Source organism: Vibrio sp. M260121 (assembly GCF_036533715.1).
In the GTDB taxonomy this organism is placed as follows: Bacteria; Pseudomonadota; Gammaproteobacteria; order Enterobacterales; family Vibrionaceae; genus Vibrio.
Genome location: NZ_JATABF010000022.1, coordinates 65,012 through 79,746, shown reverse-complemented (window position 1 = coordinate 79,746; position 14,735 = coordinate 65,012). Strand labels below are relative to the sequence as shown.

The window sequence follows — 14,735 nt, the reverse complement described above, 5'->3', positions numbered from 1 at the left end:
GCTTTGGGGCTTTTAAGGATAATCTGGCGCGGATATCATCGTGGAGCGGGGAAGTTAATGTTCCCAACGAGGACTCCGAATACATTAGCGCAAACCAACTCCGTTATTACTAAATTGTAGTTGCAATAACGGGGCGGACCATACATTTTTAGACGCAGCCACCTACTTGTTGTTGTAACTTACTGTCGGACGCAAGCGTATTTCCAGTTGGCAGGCTAAATGTCAGTAAATGGCGCAGAATTATCGCCTTTAACAACTAAATTTCTACGACGCTCTGCAACTGATAATGATAGAATTCCCGCATCAAAATTATCGAGCAACTCTATGTTTATCCATCATGTTAACGGCATCGACTGGCTGGTGATTACAGCTTTTGAAGAACTGAAACCTATATTCATCGAAGACGCTGGTGCGATCCCCTCTTGCTTCTCTATCGACAGTGAATTGAGCCTGATTGATCAAGCCAAACGGACTTATGGATATTTGCCTGCACTCGACGGTGTAATCACGGATACCGGCACGTTTGAAAGCCAAGATAACGAAGAAGATTTAAACCCACAGCTAGCATGCTTAGTCGAGGGGCGCGGGCGAGTGTTTATCTATCACGGCGGATTTGTCGCTTTTGTGGATGATGAGCAGACGTTTATTACCCGAATGAACTGAAAATTTTCCATGAGAAGGGCAATGCTGCGCTTAACTGGCGAGCAGCATTACTTAAAAGAGATGCAAGGGATAGGGTAAGAAAGAGTCAGCCTGAGGGTCTGACTCATTTGTATGAAACTGAGGGTATTGCGAGAAAAGTTGAAGGCAGTTGAATCGGTTGAATCCGCTTATTACTGAGGCTGGTGACCAGTCTTCTTTGCAAACTCCTGCATCGCTTCGGCAAACGTTGTGGTCCCGCCTTTAGCTTGAACCTGTATCACCTTGTACCCCATCTTTTCCAACGCTTGGCGTTCTGCCAAAACCGCTTTGTCATCTTGCTGGCTGCCCTTTGCAGGTTGATGAAGGTAGTATCCTTCTAGTTGACCATCTTCGACCAGTTGGTGGTGTTTCAGTGCATTAATATCAAAATTCATGGTAATTCTTTAAATCAAAAATAGGGAGTTTCTGTGGCATGCTACATGCGCTTTAAAGGCTTAACAACACTGTCCAAGCCTTCAATTTTAAGTGCGAGGCAGAGCTTTAGCAGTTCACCTAGCTCCCCTTCAGGAAAGCCTTTTTTATCAAACCAGAGTAGGTACTCTTCTGGAAGATCAATCAGTACTCGCCCTGCGTATTTGCCAAACGGCATTTGCATTCGAGCGAGTTTAATAAGGTTTTCTTTTTCTAACATATACTACGGAGTCTGTTGGGATAAATCTTGGCTAAGAGTAACACCCAAGCGATCGACCCACCAGTTAATTGCGTCTTTAGCATCGTCTAAAGAGTCAATCATGGTTGAGAAGTCTTTGTTTCCTGCTTGACGATCAATCGCCGCGAACAAAGGCGCATCACTCTCAGAATCGCTCACCAGTAACTCCACCGTCGCTGAGCCTACATTAGTGTGCTCTCCTGTCGTTATTTTTGAGATGGTAGAAATCCCCAAGCCAACCGGCAGAATGCTTGAGGTGACAGCAAGAACGGGATTCGGCGTTTCCACATTACTTACCGCAATGCTCAAGCGAAGTGTTTTTTCACCGGGTTGGTCAACAATCTTTTTGACGGGTGAGATGCGCGCTTTTAGCTGATCGACCATGTATGTCGTCAATTCATTGATTTCTTCATCATCCAGCTCAGATTCTTGAACCACAACCATCACTCGATCAATCACTACGCTGTCGTATTCATCCATTTTCTCTTTCAAACGAGTAGCATCGCGCAAGCCTGCTCTCGCCCAAACGAGATCGACCCCACCCTCTGGACCAGGACGAAAATCTTCATAACTGGTGAATTTCGTCGCACTGACGACGAGACCACCAGCACATCCACTCAAGATGAAACCCAGAGATACAACTACCGCCGCCTTAAACAAGCGCTCAACCAATGACTTAAACATACCAACTCCTCAAACTTTGAATATACAGTTTATCATACCATATAAATTTGACCAGTATTTATTCACTCAATAGCTATTTTGTTGAGTCAAGGATAGAGATTCGCGAAGTATCATTTCATGTTAAAGTACGCCGCTTACTGGAAAGCATAACGAGAAAAATAATGAAGTCACCTTGCCGCGCAGCCTGTAAAAATAACGGCGGAATCTGTTCTGGCTGCCACCGAACCATGGAAGAAATCGTGCAGTGGAAAGATAAGTCTGATGCTCAACGAGACGCGATCATCGAGCAATTGGTTGGAAATAACTCAACCCACTCTTGCCCTGAGTGTGGCACGAACGCGCACTGCGATATTGCTGCGGGGAAAGAGACGTGCTGGTGCTTTGATATTGAGACCAGAGATTTACCAAAGCCAGAAGCGGGACAGCTTTGTTTGTGTCGTAAATGTTTGGAGAAAAAGCCAGTCGCCTAGCCTATCGAATGCAGGACATAACGGACTGGCTATCATTGAAATGAAGGTGAGGTCTGCGAACTATTTCTGCGCTAACGCTTGGGATTCGAACTTCACGCCATCCCAACCCGTCACCATAAAGTTACGAATGTTTTGATGGTCGTTGTTCTCTGGATGTGCCAATACGTCTTCACGGTAGAAGCGACCAAAACACGCCAACGTTGCTTCTTTGCTTAGGTTATTCAGTTGACCAAACGCGAAGATCTTGCACGAGCCGTTATTCTCACCCGCATTATTCTGCGTTTCACCATTCACAAAAGCCGCTGGCGTAAACGCGTAGTTTTCCTCAATCGCTGCCATTGTCGTTTCAAATTCGATTGTCTCAGGTGATGCCGCTAGCGCATCCAAAAATTCTTTAAGTTCCATTATTTCTAGTTCCTAGTGTCTTTTCATCTTAAGTGTTCGACATACGTTCAGATTAAAACTGACACATTTGTTTCATCAAAAGCCAATATAAGAGTCATAAATCATAAATATATTCAGAGCCTTATTTAATAACACATCAATCAATGCACTATTCCTCACTGTTGTAGTGAATGAATAGATATCTAATTTAGGTGCATTGAGCAACATTGTATCTGCTTAATAAGGAAATATCATGACCACCCCATTTAAGGCAATAGGCGTATTGGCATTATCTTCACTTGCCATCGCATGTTCATCTCAACCTCACGATTCTCTCTCTTCGTTTGCAGCTCAGTGTAAAGCATCGGTAGCACCTGTTGCTGGAGAGACATCCATCCAAGGTTTGACCTTTATGGGAACGTCTATCGCTGACGCACCGTTCGATACGTCGGCAGCAGAAATCGTTCAATATGATGCATGTACTGACAAGCTTTACGTGGTCAACGCTCAAGCAAAGCGTGTCGATGTGCTTTCTATGGATGACAACGGCGCACCAACGCAAACCGCATTCATTGATCTCAACAGCGCGGGCGAAGCGGCAGGCGTTGAAATTGGCGCTGCAAACAGCGTTGCAGTCTTTAATGGGTTAGTCGCTGTAGCGATTGAAAACAGCAACAAGCAGGCGAATGGCATTGTTGGCTTGTACCGCTCGGATGATTTGTCGCTGATCACCACCTTCCCTACCGGCGCATTGCCAGACATGGTTGGCTTCTCAAAAGATGGCAGATACATTGCGACAGCAAACGAAGGTGAGCCAAATGGTGACTACAGTGTCGATCCAGAGGGCAGCATCACATTAATCGACTTGAGCCAAGGCCTATACCAAGCAGAAGTCACGCAGATTGGTTTCAATGAGTTTGATGGTGCACGTAAGTCTGAGTTGCCTGCTGATGTTCGAATCTCAGGTCCAAATGCAACGGTAGCGCAAGATCTAGAACCGGAATACCTCACCTTTGCAGACAACGGCAAAATCTATGTCGCACTGCAAGAAAACAATGCGATGGCAATCGTGAACCCGGAAAGTAAATCGGTAGAGAAGATTGTGGGGCTGGACGAGAAATCTTGGTCGGACTCAAAACTGGATGCTTCTAACAAAGACAAAATCACTGGCAACTTTAAGAGCTACCCTCAACTGGTTGGTCTGTACATGCCAGATACCCTCGACAGCTACTCGGTAGATGGCAAAACGTACATACTCTCTGCCAACGAAGGTGACGGTCGTGAATATGGCTTCAAAACAACACAAGCTCTATGTGACCAAGCAGGCTTTAAGTGGGATGAAGACGATTACCTCGGTACAGATGAGTATACTTCTGAACAAGGCACCTGTTTAAGCCATATTGATGAAGTGCGCGGTAAGAAGCTGAAAGTCGCAGCAGATCACCCGCTGGCAGAGGCGCTAAAAGACAACAAGCAACTCGCGCGTCTAAAAGTGATTAAGCCAGAACAAACGCTTTCTGCGCAGGACAATGTTCAAGCCTTTGGTGCCCGTTCGTTCTCTATTTGGGATGAAAACGGTGAGTTGGTTTTCGATAGTGGTGACGATTTCGCGACAATCGCATTAATGAATGAAGGTAAGAACTTCAACAGCACCAACGATAGCAATGACAGTGGCGATGACCGCAGCGACGACAAAGGCATTGAGCCAGAAGCGATTGAAGTAGCACAAATCAATGGTCGTCATTATGCGTTCATCGGTTTGGAGCGCCAAGGTGGCATCATGATTTATGACATCACAGACCCGAAACAAGCGCAGTTCCTGCATTACGTAAACCGTCGTGATTACAGCCAACCAGTTTGTACTGAAGTGGAAGGTGGCGAATGCGCGAACGACACTTACAATCCAAAATCAGGTGATTTGGCGCCAGAGTCAATCAACTACTTTGCTCGTAACGGACAACACTTTATCGCGGTTGGTAATGAAGTGTCGGGGACAACATCTGTGTTTCGAATTGAGCTTTAACTCTCGCTCTTCAAGACAACAAAATTAAAAGTAAAGCGCCCGAACTTAAGTCCGGGCGCTTTTTTATAACGCGTTAGCATTGTTTGAGAGTGAGATTCCCGACTCGCTCCTTCGTCGCTCTCGAGAATGACGGAAACTAGCTTAGCAGTTCAGAACGATACTAGCCTACAAAGTAGAAAAGCTCTCTTCCAGCTCCAAGTAGTACCATCACAACCAACGTCATTCCGGAATCGAGGAACGAGATGTCCGGAATCTCTCTTTAATCACTCAGCTTTACTCTTCAATCGCCAATGCGTCGCACTTCGAAGCGCAGATAAAGTCGTTCTTATGCAGACCTTTGATGGAATGGCTCCACCACGTAATGGTCACTTTGCCCCACTCTAGCAAGATAGATGGGTGATGGAATTCATCTTCTGCAAGCTCAGCAATCTTGTTGCTAAACGCCCACGCTTGTTTGAAGTTCTTAAACTTGTAGACCTTCTCAAGTTGAGGAATCTCATCTCTCTCAATGATCTGCCAATCAGACAATTGCAGCAGCAGAGACTGTTGTTCCTCTTTACTAAGTGCAATGGCGTCGATACTACAAGCTTCGCATTTTTGTTCATTCAACATGAGCTGGTTCCTTTGGTTCAAAAAGTGGTGGAAGCAATCCGGCTTCAATCGCTAGATCGGCTTGTTTCAATAAATTCAGTTGGCTAATTTGGAAAAGCTGGGACAACTCTTCAATCACGTAGTATTTCGGCTGCATGATATCGATGCGGTAAGGGGTTCTTAGCACTGTTTGAAGATCGAATTCGTCTCGAATCGCGATGTCGCTTTCCAATGAATAGATGGTTTCTCCCGGAGATGAAAGGATGCCGCCACCATAGATTTTGGTTTTATTACCTTCTCGGACCAAGCCAAACTCGACTGTAAACCAATATAGACGCGCAAGGTACCCTCGCAGCTTCGGTGTCGCAGCTTGTCCAAGCTGTCCGTAGTGCTCGGTAAAGGCGGCAAAATCAGGATTGGTGAGCATGGCACAATGACCAAAAATCTCATGGAAGAAATCTGGCTCTTGTAGGTAATCAAACTCTTCTCGCGTTCTCAAAAACGTCGCGACTGGGAAGCGTTTATTGCCAAGCAAATTGAAGAAACGATCAAAATCGATCAACGCGGGTACTGGCTCCACTTGCCAGCCCGTGGTTTCCATCAAAACACGATTAATTTCGGGCAGTTGTGGCACGCGGTCATGAGGTAAATCGAGTAACTTGAGTCCATGCAGATACGCGTTGCATGCACGGTCTTGAATCACGCTCATTTGTCTTGTTACCAAGTCGCGCCAAATGGCATCTTCTTCATGGCTCCATTCTACCCTTCCATCCTGATCGACGGGTTTTGAATGATACTGAGTCATTGCACATCTCCGTTAACAAATCCTTTACATTAAGCCTATCTACACTCTTTTGTCCTTCCAATCCCCTGACCATTTTCCACTCAAAATTCAGGTGTAACATTTTCTTTACATTAACACCTAACGCATTGATATACATAAGGAGCCAGTTTCTCCAACGAGTTTGACTTTATTTCTGGTTCACCTCAGACTAAAAACGTTAAAACTTTGTTATAGAGGGAGCTATGCGCGAGAGCAACAAAGTCTGGCAGCCGACGGAAGATCGAATCGAGCAAGCCAATATCACGCAGTTTATCGAGCACATTAATCGGCAGGGTTTCGAGCTCAAAAACTACTCTGATTTGCACCAATGGTCTTTGGAGCATAATGAGTATTTCTGGAAAGAGGTTTGGCAGTTTTGCGACCTAATTGGCACGCAAGGCGATACCGTTAAAGCGCAAGGTGAAAGCCGTTGGCAATCACCAATGCAAAATCGAGATGCCGTGTGGTTCCCTCAAACACAAGTTAACTATGCAGAGAATCTACTCAGCTTGGCAGAGAAACAAGCCGATGAGCTGGCAATTTGGTTTGAAAACGAGCGCGGTGACAAACAGATTTACACATGGAAACAGCTTTGTGATGAGGTCTCGAGCGTTCAGCAATGGTTAGTCGAATGTGGCATCAAGCAAGGTGATGTGGTTGCAGGCTATTTACCACATATGCCACAAACCGTTATTGCAATGCTAGCCACCACCAGCTTAGGCGCGACTTGGACGTCCACCTCCCCTGATTTTGGCGTAGAAAGCGTTATTGAGCGCTTCGGGCAAGTGAAGCCAAAGGTTCTCTTTACCTGCGATGGTTATACCTTTAATGGAAAAACCTTCGATATGTCGGAGAAGAACCACCACATCGCGGATCATCTCGATGGACTGAAACAAGTGTGCCAGATCGGTTACCTCAAACCGCATGTGTTTGAGTGCGACGTTTGTACTCACGATTGGCAAAACATCACTAATCAGTATTCCCCTGCTCCATTGCATTTCACTCGTGTGGAATTCAATAGCCCGCTGTTTGTGCTTTATTCCTCCGGCACGACGGGCAAGCCTAAGTGCATCGTGCACTCTGTTGGCGGCACGATTCTTAATCACCTAAAGGAGCATCAACTCCATTCAGATATCCAGCCTAAAGATCGTGTTTTTTATTACACCACATGTGGTTGGATGATGTGGAACTGGCACGTGTCTGCCCTTGCAAGCGGCGCCTGCTTGGTGATTTTCGATGGTAGCCCTGTTTATCCGACACCTGATGTGTTGTGGGATTTAGCGCAGCGTGCAGAAGTAAGTCTCTTTGGTACTGCAGCCAAGTATCTAGAGGCGATAGAAAAAGCCGGATTGTCACCTATCAAAGATTACTCACTCCCAGCTTTAAGAACTTTGTGCTCTACGGGCTCTGTGCTTTATCCAGAGCAGTTTGACTACGTGTATCAACACATCAAGCAAGATCTGCACTTGGCTTCTATTTCAGGCGGAACAGACATCTGTGGCTGCTTTGTATTAGGCAATCCTATCTCGCCTGTTTATCGTGGTGAGTGCCAGTACGCCGGCTTGGGTATTGATGTTCAAGTGTTTGACTCGCAAGGTCAAAGCGTGAGTGAACAACGCGGTGAGCTCGTCTGTGTCAATTCCATGCCTAACTTCCCTGTCGGCTTTTGGAACGATACAGGGGAGCGCTACCACAACGCTTACTGGGACAAGTTCGATGATATCTGGCATCACGGTGACGATGTCGAACGCAGCGCCAAAGGTGGATTTGTTTTCTACGGTCGTAGCGATGCATTGTTGAATCCTGGCGGTGTGCGCATCGGCACAGCAGAGATTTATCAGCAGGTAAATGCCATTGAAGGTATCGTCGATTCTATCGCTGTAGGTAAAGAAGTCGATCGCAATGAGCAAATCTGGCTGTTTGTGCAGACCGCTTCGGGTGTCACGTTAGATCACGGATTAGTATCAGAGATTAAGTCGCGCCTCAAAACGTCCTGCTCGCCAAGGCACGTGCCAAGCCAAATCTTCGCCATCAGCGATATTCCTAAAACGCGCTCGGGAAAGTTGGTAGAACTTGCGGTCAAACAAGTCATAAATGGTAAGGAAGTCGAGAATTTAGGTGCGATTGCGAACCCGGATGTTTTAGAAGAAATTCGACAACTTACGTTTGTCTAGCAAATCAAAGGAAACAAAAAAGCGAGCTAAATAGCTCGCTTTTCTTATGTTCTTTGTCGGGGATTAACGGCGACCTACGCCCATTAATACTGACATTGTGTGACCGTCTGACGTGATTTCGAAGACCTTCTTCGTTTCTACCTCAGTAAAGCCTGCTTTGATGAGTGCGTTCTCTGATTTCGCTAGCGTAAAGCCTTCTTTTGCTGAATCTGCGATCCAATCAAAATGTACGAAGTGACCACCAGCGTTGAGTAACGAGTGAGCAATCTCTAGAGACGTTTCGTAATCTTCGATAAAAGCCAGCACTGAAGAAGCAACGACTAGGTCAAACTGACCACGGAATGCTGGGTGCTGAGCGACTAGACCACGTGTCAATGCGTCAACAACTGGTTCTACATTCTCTAGCTCTTTCTTATCAAGCTCTTCAATCATGGCTTCAGATGCATCCAGCGCCACAATCTCTTTTGCGGATGACGACAATAGTTGGCTTAACTGCCCTGTCCCGCATCCAAAATCCAATACTTTAATGCCATCAAGCTGAGTAAGCTGTTGTAACTGTGCAAACACCGACTGAGCAAATTGTTCTGTTGCTGGGTTAGATTCCCAATTCTTTGCTAAGCCGTCCCAATCTTGTGCCATCGTGGCCTCCATGTTCACTTCTTGTAACCCCCATAGATTACCGCAAAAACGCCAAAACACCATAGACTTATCTGGCGAATCCGTGTTTTTTTCGATAATCTTTCTAGGCGTCAGTACGTTCATTCGTCTACGCTATCGATTCTCATCATTTCAGTTTAGGTCTTTTTTAATCATGAACTTATCGCAAGTTGAAGCCTTTTGTACCATTGCCGAGCATGGCTCCGTCTCGGAGGCTGCGCGTCAACTCGATTGCAATCGTACTAAGCTGAGTATGGCAATTAAGGCACTTGAGAAAGACCTAGACGTCGAGTTATTCACTCGTACTGGCAATCAGCTAACTCTCTCGGAAGCAGGGAAAGCGATCTTTAAAGACTGTGAAAACCTGCTCGTAACCGCACAGCGAATCAAAAAGACCTGCGCTCAAGTTTCTGACGGTTTCAACGCCGAGGTCTGGGTGGCACGTGATGACTCGCTGCCAGACGAATTATGGCAAGAGTTATCTCATACGCTAAACAATCGCTTCCCGTCGACAACCTTCAACTTAATATTGGCGTCCAGTGGTGACCTTTCAAATTTAGTCAGTACACAACAGGTCGACTTTGCATTTGGTGTGGACTACGAACGTGTCGACGATCCACATATTGTCTACAATCCTCTAGGCAAAATTCGCATGATGTCAGTATGCAGCTTCGAACATCGCTTGAGTAAGATGCGCCGTGTCACAGACGAAGATTTGCGTAACCAGATGCAAGCGTTGATGGTGTATTTGAACGAAAAAGACAACCCAGAGCTGCAACCCTTTTCTACTCGATACATTGGCTTCTCCAGTTTTGACTACATGCTGAACACCATTTTGGAAGAAGATGCGTGGGGCGTATTGCCAGAGCCACTGATCCGACATTATTTGAGACATCAGAAACTTGCGGTGATCAAGCACACATATGGTTTGACGCAAGAGGACTACTGCATGTTCGTACCAAACGGACAAACAGAGCACCCTGCAATGAGTTGGCTGGCTGATAAATTAAGCGAGTATTTATTCGACTTCTAAACATATTGCAGTGAGCGTCAATTAAATTGACAGCAAAATTTAATGTTAAATCATTGAAAAATAAAAGCATAATTCAAAAACAACATTTTATCGTTTAAATGTCACACAGTTTTCATTTGCTTAAATTTGTCCCAAGGAGAAGAATGTAAGGGTGTAATAATTTAAGGCATCTTTTATGTGTGACAGGACAAGCAAAAACGAAAACCGTATCTTAACCTTCTCAGCCCTTTTAGCATCTGGGTTTGCAGTCGGAGGGATGGTACTTGGCTTGCTTGTTGGGTCGATCGTCATTGTATTTGACGGTGTTTATTCTCTAGTCAGTCTGCTGTTAACTTTATTGTCGCTGGCAGCATCTTACTACATCAGCAAGCCATCAAAATCTATTTTCCCTTTCGGCAAAGCTGTACTTGAACCTATCGTTATCGCTATCAAAGCAGCGGTTATTCTCATTGTTGTTGCTTTCTCATTGTTCTCAGCGGTAACCGCGTTAATGTCTGGCGGCCGTGAGGTAGACGCTTCAATCGCAACCATCTTCGGTGTGATTAACGTTGTTGGTTGTGGTTACGCTTGGTGGTTTATGGCGAAGAAAAGTCGTCGTTTCTCATCAGGTTTGATCGAAGCCGAGAAAAAGCAATGGCAAATGGATACGCTATTGAGTGTTGCAGTAACCCTTGGTTTTATCGCTGCATGGTTAGTATCGCTAACACCATACGCGCACTACGCGGTCTATGCAGACCCTATGATGATGGTTTTGATGGGCTTCTACTTCCTTAAAGTACCTTTTGATATGCTAGTTGGTGCTCTGCGTGAACTGCTAATGATGACACCTAGCAAAGAGTTGTGTCAGAGCGTTGGTAAAGACGTTCTTGAGATTGAAAAGGTAACTGAGCACCAATTGAAACTGGCTGGCGTAACTAAAGTTGGTCAGGAACTGCGAGTAAATGTGGACGTGCATGTGGATGACGACACGCTAGAGCTTGATACGCTAGAACACACTCGTAAGCAGCTTACTAAGCGACTATCGAAGCACAGATTCAAGCTTCAACTGAACTTGAACGTCGCTTATTAGAGCGCCACCAAACAATCATTAGAACTCAAAAGAAAAGCTCCCTATCTCGGGAGCTTTCTTCTTGCTTTGATTTGAGCCTGAAAGATACTCAAGCATGCTCTACATATTTCTATACCAGCGTTCATCCAGCCGCTTCGCGCTTCTCTTTGGTGACCAGCCAACACATCAACGAACCAACCGTTACCATTACGACTCCTTGCCAGAAGCTGTGGCTTAGAGTGACACCTAGAATAATCGAAGAAAACAGAGCAGAAAAAATCGGCGTAAAATAAGACAAGGTGGCGAGAAACACCATATTGCCGCCCACAATCGCGATGTTCCACAATCCGTAACCACCCGCCATTAAAGCTGCAGAAGCCACTAAGTACCCCATCGCTTGCCAGCTGAATGCCATTGGCGGCTCATCAGTAAAGGCGTATTTGATCCACAAAGAGATGGCTGTCACGATAAAAAACAAAGTAATCGCGTTGTGCTTCGATTGTTGTCTTTGAGTCAGATTGCAATACACAGCCCAGATGACTGCGCCTGCAAATGCCATGAAGTAAACAATCGGATTGCTACTGATGTTCGCCACTAACTGCGTCGGTGATAAACCGCTATCACCACTGACCGTCCACACGACACCAATGAATGCCAACATAACTGCCGGGTACAGTAACCAGTTCGGCTTTTTGTTACTGCCCAATACCGTAAACAAAACGGTTAGTGCCGGCCATAGATAATTGACGATCGAGACTTCAATCGCCTGAGAACGAGAATTGGAGTAGCCCAATGCCAGCGCGAGGAAGATCTCGTAGCAAACAAACATCGCTCCACCCAGAACTAAATACTTGGGTGAGAAATACGACCGTTTTGGGATGCCAACCACAATCAACAGAAAAATGGAGCTCAGAGAATACAGCATGGCTGATCCACCCACGGGTCCCAAACTTTCTGTCACCAATCTTGCGATGCCTAGCAAACAGCTCCAAGAGAGAATGGCGATACAACCATAAAGGGTGAAACGAAACTGATAGGATTGCATGTTATCTATGTGACCTACTGCTCATGAATGCCAAAGGAAACTGCAGCTTAACTCAAAAATGATCCGCTTCAACGTACTCTTTTTCCAAAATCGGTATAAAAACCACTCTATTAAGCGGTTGGAGTCGATATGAAACATTTTCTGCCTTCGAGTGTCATGCTGACACCCTTTGTTGTGCGCTACTATGAAGAAGACGACGAGAGTGAAAACGTTGAAACACATTCGGAAATGCATGGTCTAGATAGTGAAGAACAATCTAAGGAACGTTCAGAGTAAAGGAATCCAATCATGAAAAAAGTCGCAGTCATTTTAAGTGGTTCAGGCGTTTACGACGGTTCTGAGATCCACGAAGCAGTATTGGCGCTCTACGCCATCGAGAAAGCAGGTGCAACTTGGCACTGCTTTGCACCTAACATTGACCAACTCCACGTCATCAATCACCTAACCGGTGACGAAATGGATGAAACACGCAACGTCTTGATCGAATCAGCTCGTATCGCTCGCGGGAATATTGACGATGTCGCCAAACTTAACGTTGATGAATACGATGCCCTACTGCTTCCAGGTGGGTTTGGTGCCGCGAAAAACTTAACCGACTTCGCTGTTTCGGGTGCGGAGTGTTCGATTAATACTCACGTTGCCCAAGCGTGTCGTGCATTCGCTCAGGCGGGTAAGCCTGCAGGTTATTTATGCATCGCACCAACTATTATCCCTATGATTTACGATCAAGGTGTAAAAGGCACAATTGGTAACGATGAAGCCACTGCAGCAGCATTCGGTCATATGGGGGGGGAGCACGTCAATTGTCAGGTGGATGAAATCCATTTCGATGAAAAACACAACGTGCTTTCAACACCAGCTTATATGTTAGCGGAGAATATCTCCCAAGCCGCGTCAGGCATTGAAAAACTAGTAGATAAGTTAGTTAAAATCTCCTAAATAGAAAACGTTTGCTTAAAACACACCATTCCAATCCCCATTGATAGACTACATATTAATGGGGATTTTTTATACTTTAGTCTAATTGAGAGATAAACCGTACGAAACTTGTTATTTTTACCAATCGTTTGCGTAATAAATGGATCATTTACCATGTGTTGATTTAATGTTGCACTAACTCACTGTGCAACAAGACTAGCATCACATTTTCATCCTTAAAGATACCCCTAAGGGGTTAAAGTTGTCCTAGATCAATCTAAATCAAGAACGGGGTATGCAAGAGTAAATGACAGATTAAGAAAGATTATTAAAAATAACGACGGAGCAATCCAATATGACAAGTGCATTTTTTATCCCTACCGTAAACCTAATGGGCGCTGGTTGTCTGAAAGACGCAGCAGACAGCATCCAATCTCAAGGCTTTAAAAAAGGTTTGATTGTTACGGATAAGATTCTTAACCAAATCGGTGTAGTAAAGCAGGTTCAAGATCTACTAACAGAACGCGACGTAGCAACTGTTGTGTTCGATGGCACTCAACCAAACCCTACTATCAGCAACGTTAACGACGGCTTAGCACTTCTTACTGATAACGAATGTGACTTTGTTATCTCTCTAGGCGGTGGTTCACCACACGACTGTGCGAAAGGTATCGCGCTTGTTGCTTCTAACGGCGGCAAAATCGCAGATTACGAAGGCGTAGACCAATCTGCAAAACCAATGATGCCACTTATCGCAATCAACACGACTGCAGGTACTGCATCTGAAATGACGCGTTTTTGCATCATCACTGACGAAGAGCGTCACATCAAGATGGCTATCGTTGATAAGCACACAACACCGCTTATCTCAGTAAACGATCCAGAGCTAATGCTAGCTAAACCTGCTTCGCTAACTGCGGCAACAGGTATGGATGCCCTAACTCACGCGATTGAAGCTTACGTATCTATCGCGGCAACACCAATCACTGATGCGGTAGCAATCAAAGCGATTGAACTTATCCAAGCATACCTACGCACAGCAGTGAAAAATGGTGAAGATCTAGAAGCTCGTGAGCAAATGGCATACGCACAGTTCATGGCGGGTATGGCGTTCAACAACGCGTCTCTAGGTTACGTGCACGCAATGGCACACCAACTAGGTGGTTTCTACGACCTTCCACACGGTGTTTGTAACGCGATTCTTCTGCCTCACGTACAGCGTTACAACGCGCAAGTATGTCCAGAGCGCCTACGTGATGTAGCGAAAGCAATGGGCGTAGATGTAGAAGGTATGTCAGCAGAACAAGGTGCGGCAGCAGCTATCGACGCTATCGTAACTCTAGCGAAAGATGTGGGCATCCCTGCAGGTATCAAGGAGCTTGGTGCGAAGCTAGAAGACATCCCAACACTAGCAGACAACGCACTGAAAGACGCTTGTGGTTTCACTAACCCTAAACAAGCAACTCACGAAGAAATCTCTAAGATCTTCGAAGAAGCGATGTAATCTCGCTAACTAAACAATTCTCTATTGCCT

17 protein-coding genes are annotated in these 14,735 nt (G+C 45.5%); 9 read left to right on the top strand and 8 right to left on the bottom strand.

The window, feature by feature from the left end:
* Window positions 1-324: 324 nt before the first annotated feature.
* Window positions 325-663 (top strand): cytosolic protein, encoded by a 339-nt coding sequence (locus QTO06_RS13740; RefSeq protein WP_331408517.1) that lies wholly within the window; start codon window positions 325-327, stop codon window positions 661-663.
* Window positions 664-833: 170 nt separating this feature from the next.
* Here QTO06_RS13740 and QTO06_RS13735 read toward each other — a convergent pair whose 3' ends face one another.
* The 3 genes from QTO06_RS13735 to QTO06_RS13725 are packed head-to-tail and all read right to left on the bottom strand — an operon-like array spanning window position 834 to window position 2,035.
* Window positions 834-1,076, bottom strand: a complete 243-nt coding sequence (locus QTO06_RS13735) for a hypothetical protein (RefSeq protein ID WP_331408515.1) — start codon at window positions 1,074-1,076, stop codon at window positions 834-836.
* Window positions 1,077-1,117: 41 nt separating this feature from the next.
* On the bottom strand, window positions 1,118-1,333 hold the full coding sequence (locus QTO06_RS13730; RefSeq protein WP_005433583.1) for a DUF3820 family protein: 216 nt from the start codon (window positions 1,331-1,333) through the stop codon (window positions 1,118-1,120).
* A gap of 3 nt (window positions 1,334-1,336) precedes the next feature.
* Window positions 1,337-2,035, bottom strand: a complete 699-nt coding sequence (locus QTO06_RS13725; RefSeq protein WP_331408514.1) for a DUF3313 domain-containing protein — start codon at window positions 2,033-2,035, stop codon at window positions 1,337-1,339.
* A 161-nt stretch (window positions 2,036-2,196) separates the two neighbouring features.
* Between QTO06_RS13725 and QTO06_RS13720 the strand changes: the two genes are divergently transcribed.
* Window positions 2,197-2,505 (top strand): cysteine-rich CWC family protein, encoded by a 309-nt coding sequence (locus QTO06_RS13720; protein ID WP_331408513.1) that lies wholly within the window; start codon window positions 2,197-2,199, stop codon window positions 2,503-2,505.
* 60 nt (window positions 2,506-2,565) lie between these two features.
* Here the strand turns inward: QTO06_RS13720 and QTO06_RS13715 are convergent, their stop codons facing one another.
* Complete coding sequence (locus QTO06_RS13715; protein WP_331408511.1) at window positions 2,566-2,910, bottom strand: HopJ type III effector protein; 345 nt, start codon at window positions 2,908-2,910, stop codon at window positions 2,566-2,568.
* Between the two features lie 232 nt (window positions 2,911-3,142).
* Between QTO06_RS13715 and QTO06_RS13710 the strand changes: the two genes are divergently transcribed.
* Window positions 3,143-4,912, top strand: coding sequence for a choice-of-anchor I family protein (locus QTO06_RS13710; protein WP_331408510.1), 1,770 nt, complete (start codon window positions 3,143-3,145; stop codon window positions 4,910-4,912).
* Between the two features lie 273 nt (window positions 4,913-5,185).
* On the opposite strand, the gene QTO06_RS13705 is transcribed toward QTO06_RS13710, so the two are convergent.
* Both QTO06_RS13705 and phhA read right to left on the bottom strand, forming a co-directional pair.
* The gene (locus tag QTO06_RS13705; RefSeq protein WP_005433587.1) at window positions 5,186-5,524 is read right to left on the bottom strand and encodes a 4a-hydroxytetrahydrobiopterin dehydratase; all 339 of its coding nucleotides are present in this window, start codon (window positions 5,522-5,524) and stop codon (window positions 5,186-5,188) included.
* Window positions 5,514-6,308 carry a phenylalanine 4-monooxygenase gene (phhA, locus tag QTO06_RS13700; protein ID WP_331408509.1) on the bottom strand — a complete coding sequence of 265 codons (795 nt, stop codon included), beginning with the start codon at window positions 6,306-6,308 and terminating at the stop codon, window positions 5,514-5,516. The genes QTO06_RS13705 and phhA overlap by 11 nt, the downstream gene beginning before the upstream one ends.
* Window positions 6,309-6,529: 221 nt before the next feature.
* Here phhA and QTO06_RS13695 point away from each other — a divergent pair, with 221 nt between their 5' ends.
* The gene (locus QTO06_RS13695) at window positions 6,530-8,500 is read left to right on the top strand and encodes an acetoacetate--CoA ligase (protein ID WP_331408508.1); all 1,971 of its coding nucleotides are present in this window, start codon (window positions 6,530-6,532) and stop codon (window positions 8,498-8,500) included.
* Window positions 8,501-8,563: 63 nt separating this feature from the next.
* On the opposite strand, the gene QTO06_RS13690 is transcribed toward QTO06_RS13695, so the two are convergent.
* Window positions 8,564-9,262, bottom strand: coding sequence for a class I SAM-dependent DNA methyltransferase (locus QTO06_RS13690; RefSeq protein WP_331408507.1), 699 nt, complete (start codon window positions 9,260-9,262; stop codon window positions 8,564-8,566).
* 49 nt (window positions 9,263-9,311) lie between these two features.
* On the opposite strand from QTO06_RS13690, the gene QTO06_RS13685 reads away from it, so the two are divergent.
* Together QTO06_RS13685 and QTO06_RS13680 are read left to right on the top strand one after the other, a co-directional pair.
* Window positions 9,312-10,190 carry a LysR family transcriptional regulator gene (locus QTO06_RS13685; protein WP_038897104.1) on the top strand — a complete coding sequence of 293 codons (879 nt, stop codon included), beginning with the start codon at window positions 9,312-9,314 and terminating at the stop codon, window positions 10,188-10,190.
* A 175-nt stretch (window positions 10,191-10,365) separates the two neighbouring features.
* Window positions 10,366-11,259 (top strand): cation diffusion facilitator family transporter, encoded by an 894-nt coding sequence (locus QTO06_RS13680; RefSeq protein WP_331408506.1) that lies wholly within the window; start codon window positions 10,366-10,368, stop codon window positions 11,257-11,259.
* A gap of 121 nt (window positions 11,260-11,380) precedes the next feature.
* On the opposite strand, the gene yddG is transcribed toward QTO06_RS13680, so the two are convergent.
* Complete coding sequence (yddG, locus tag QTO06_RS13675; protein ID WP_331408505.1) at window positions 11,381-12,283, bottom strand: aromatic amino acid DMT transporter YddG; 903 nt, start codon at window positions 12,281-12,283, stop codon at window positions 11,381-11,383.
* Window positions 12,284-12,412: 129 nt separating this feature from the next.
* Between yddG and QTO06_RS13670 the strand changes: the two genes are divergently transcribed.
* The 3 genes from QTO06_RS13670 to yiaY all read left to right on the top strand — a co-directional run bounded on the left by QTO06_RS13670 (window position 12,413) and on the right by yiaY (window position 14,705).
* On the top strand, window positions 12,413-12,559 hold the full coding sequence (locus QTO06_RS13670; protein ID WP_331408504.1) for a hypothetical protein: 147 nt from the start codon (window positions 12,413-12,415) through the stop codon (window positions 12,557-12,559).
* A 12-nt stretch (window positions 12,560-12,571) separates the two neighbouring features.
* On the top strand, window positions 12,572-13,222 hold the full coding sequence (elbB, locus tag QTO06_RS13665) for an isoprenoid biosynthesis glyoxalase ElbB (protein ID WP_050923462.1): 651 nt from the start codon (window positions 12,572-12,574) through the stop codon (window positions 13,220-13,222).
* A 334-nt stretch (window positions 13,223-13,556) separates the two neighbouring features.
* On the top strand, window positions 13,557-14,705 hold the full coding sequence (gene yiaY, locus QTO06_RS13660) for an L-threonine dehydrogenase (RefSeq protein ID WP_331408503.1): 1,149 nt from the start codon (window positions 13,557-13,559) through the stop codon (window positions 14,703-14,705).
* The last annotated feature ends 30 nt before the right edge of the window (window positions 14,706-14,735 follow it).

Coding starts and splice junctions, on each gene's coding strand:
- QTO06_RS13740 (WP_331408517.1), top strand. CDS start 325: ATGTTTATCCATCATGTTAACGGCATCGACTGGCTGGTGATTACAGCT.
- QTO06_RS13735 (WP_331408515.1), bottom strand. CDS start 1,076: ATGAATTTTGATATTAATGCACTGAAACACCACCAACTGGTCGAAGAT.
- QTO06_RS13730 (WP_005433583.1), bottom strand. CDS start 1,333: ATGTTAGAAAAAGAAAACCTTATTAAACTCGCTCGAATGCAAATGCCG.
- QTO06_RS13725 (WP_331408514.1), bottom strand. CDS start 2,035: ATGTTTAAGTCATTGGTTGAGCGCTTGTTTAAGGCGGCGGTAGTTGTA.
- QTO06_RS13720 (WP_331408513.1), top strand. CDS start 2,197: ATGAAGTCACCTTGCCGCGCAGCCTGTAAAAATAACGGCGGAATCTGT.
- QTO06_RS13715 (WP_331408511.1), bottom strand. CDS start 2,910: ATGGAACTTAAAGAATTTTTGGATGCGCTAGCGGCATCACCTGAGACA.
- QTO06_RS13710 (WP_331408510.1), top strand. CDS start 3,143: ATGACCACCCCATTTAAGGCAATAGGCGTATTGGCATTATCTTCACTT.
- QTO06_RS13705 (WP_005433587.1), bottom strand. CDS start 5,524: ATGTTGAATGAACAAAAATGCGAAGCTTGTAGTATCGACGCCATTGCA.
- phhA (WP_331408509.1), bottom strand. CDS start 6,308: ATGACTCAGTATCATTCAAAACCCGTCGATCAGGATGGAAGGGTAGAA.
- QTO06_RS13695 (WP_331408508.1), top strand. CDS start 6,530: ATGCGCGAGAGCAACAAAGTCTGGCAGCCGACGGAAGATCGAATCGAG.
- QTO06_RS13690 (WP_331408507.1), bottom strand. CDS start 9,262: ATGAACGTACTGACGCCTAGAAAGATTATCGAAAAAAACACGGATTCG.
- QTO06_RS13685 (WP_038897104.1), top strand. CDS start 9,312: ATGAACTTATCGCAAGTTGAAGCCTTTTGTACCATTGCCGAGCATGGC.
- QTO06_RS13680 (WP_331408506.1), top strand. CDS start 10,366: ATGTGTGACAGGACAAGCAAAAACGAAAACCGTATCTTAACCTTCTCA.
- yddG (WP_331408505.1), bottom strand. CDS start 12,283: ATGCAATCCTATCAGTTTCGTTTCACCCTTTATGGTTGTATCGCCATT.
- QTO06_RS13670 (WP_331408504.1), top strand. CDS start 12,413: ATGAAACATTTTCTGCCTTCGAGTGTCATGCTGACACCCTTTGTTGTG.
- elbB (WP_050923462.1), top strand. CDS start 12,572: ATGAAAAAAGTCGCAGTCATTTTAAGTGGTTCAGGCGTTTACGACGGT.
- yiaY (WP_331408503.1), top strand. CDS start 13,557: ATGACAAGTGCATTTTTTATCCCTACCGTAAACCTAATGGGCGCTGGT.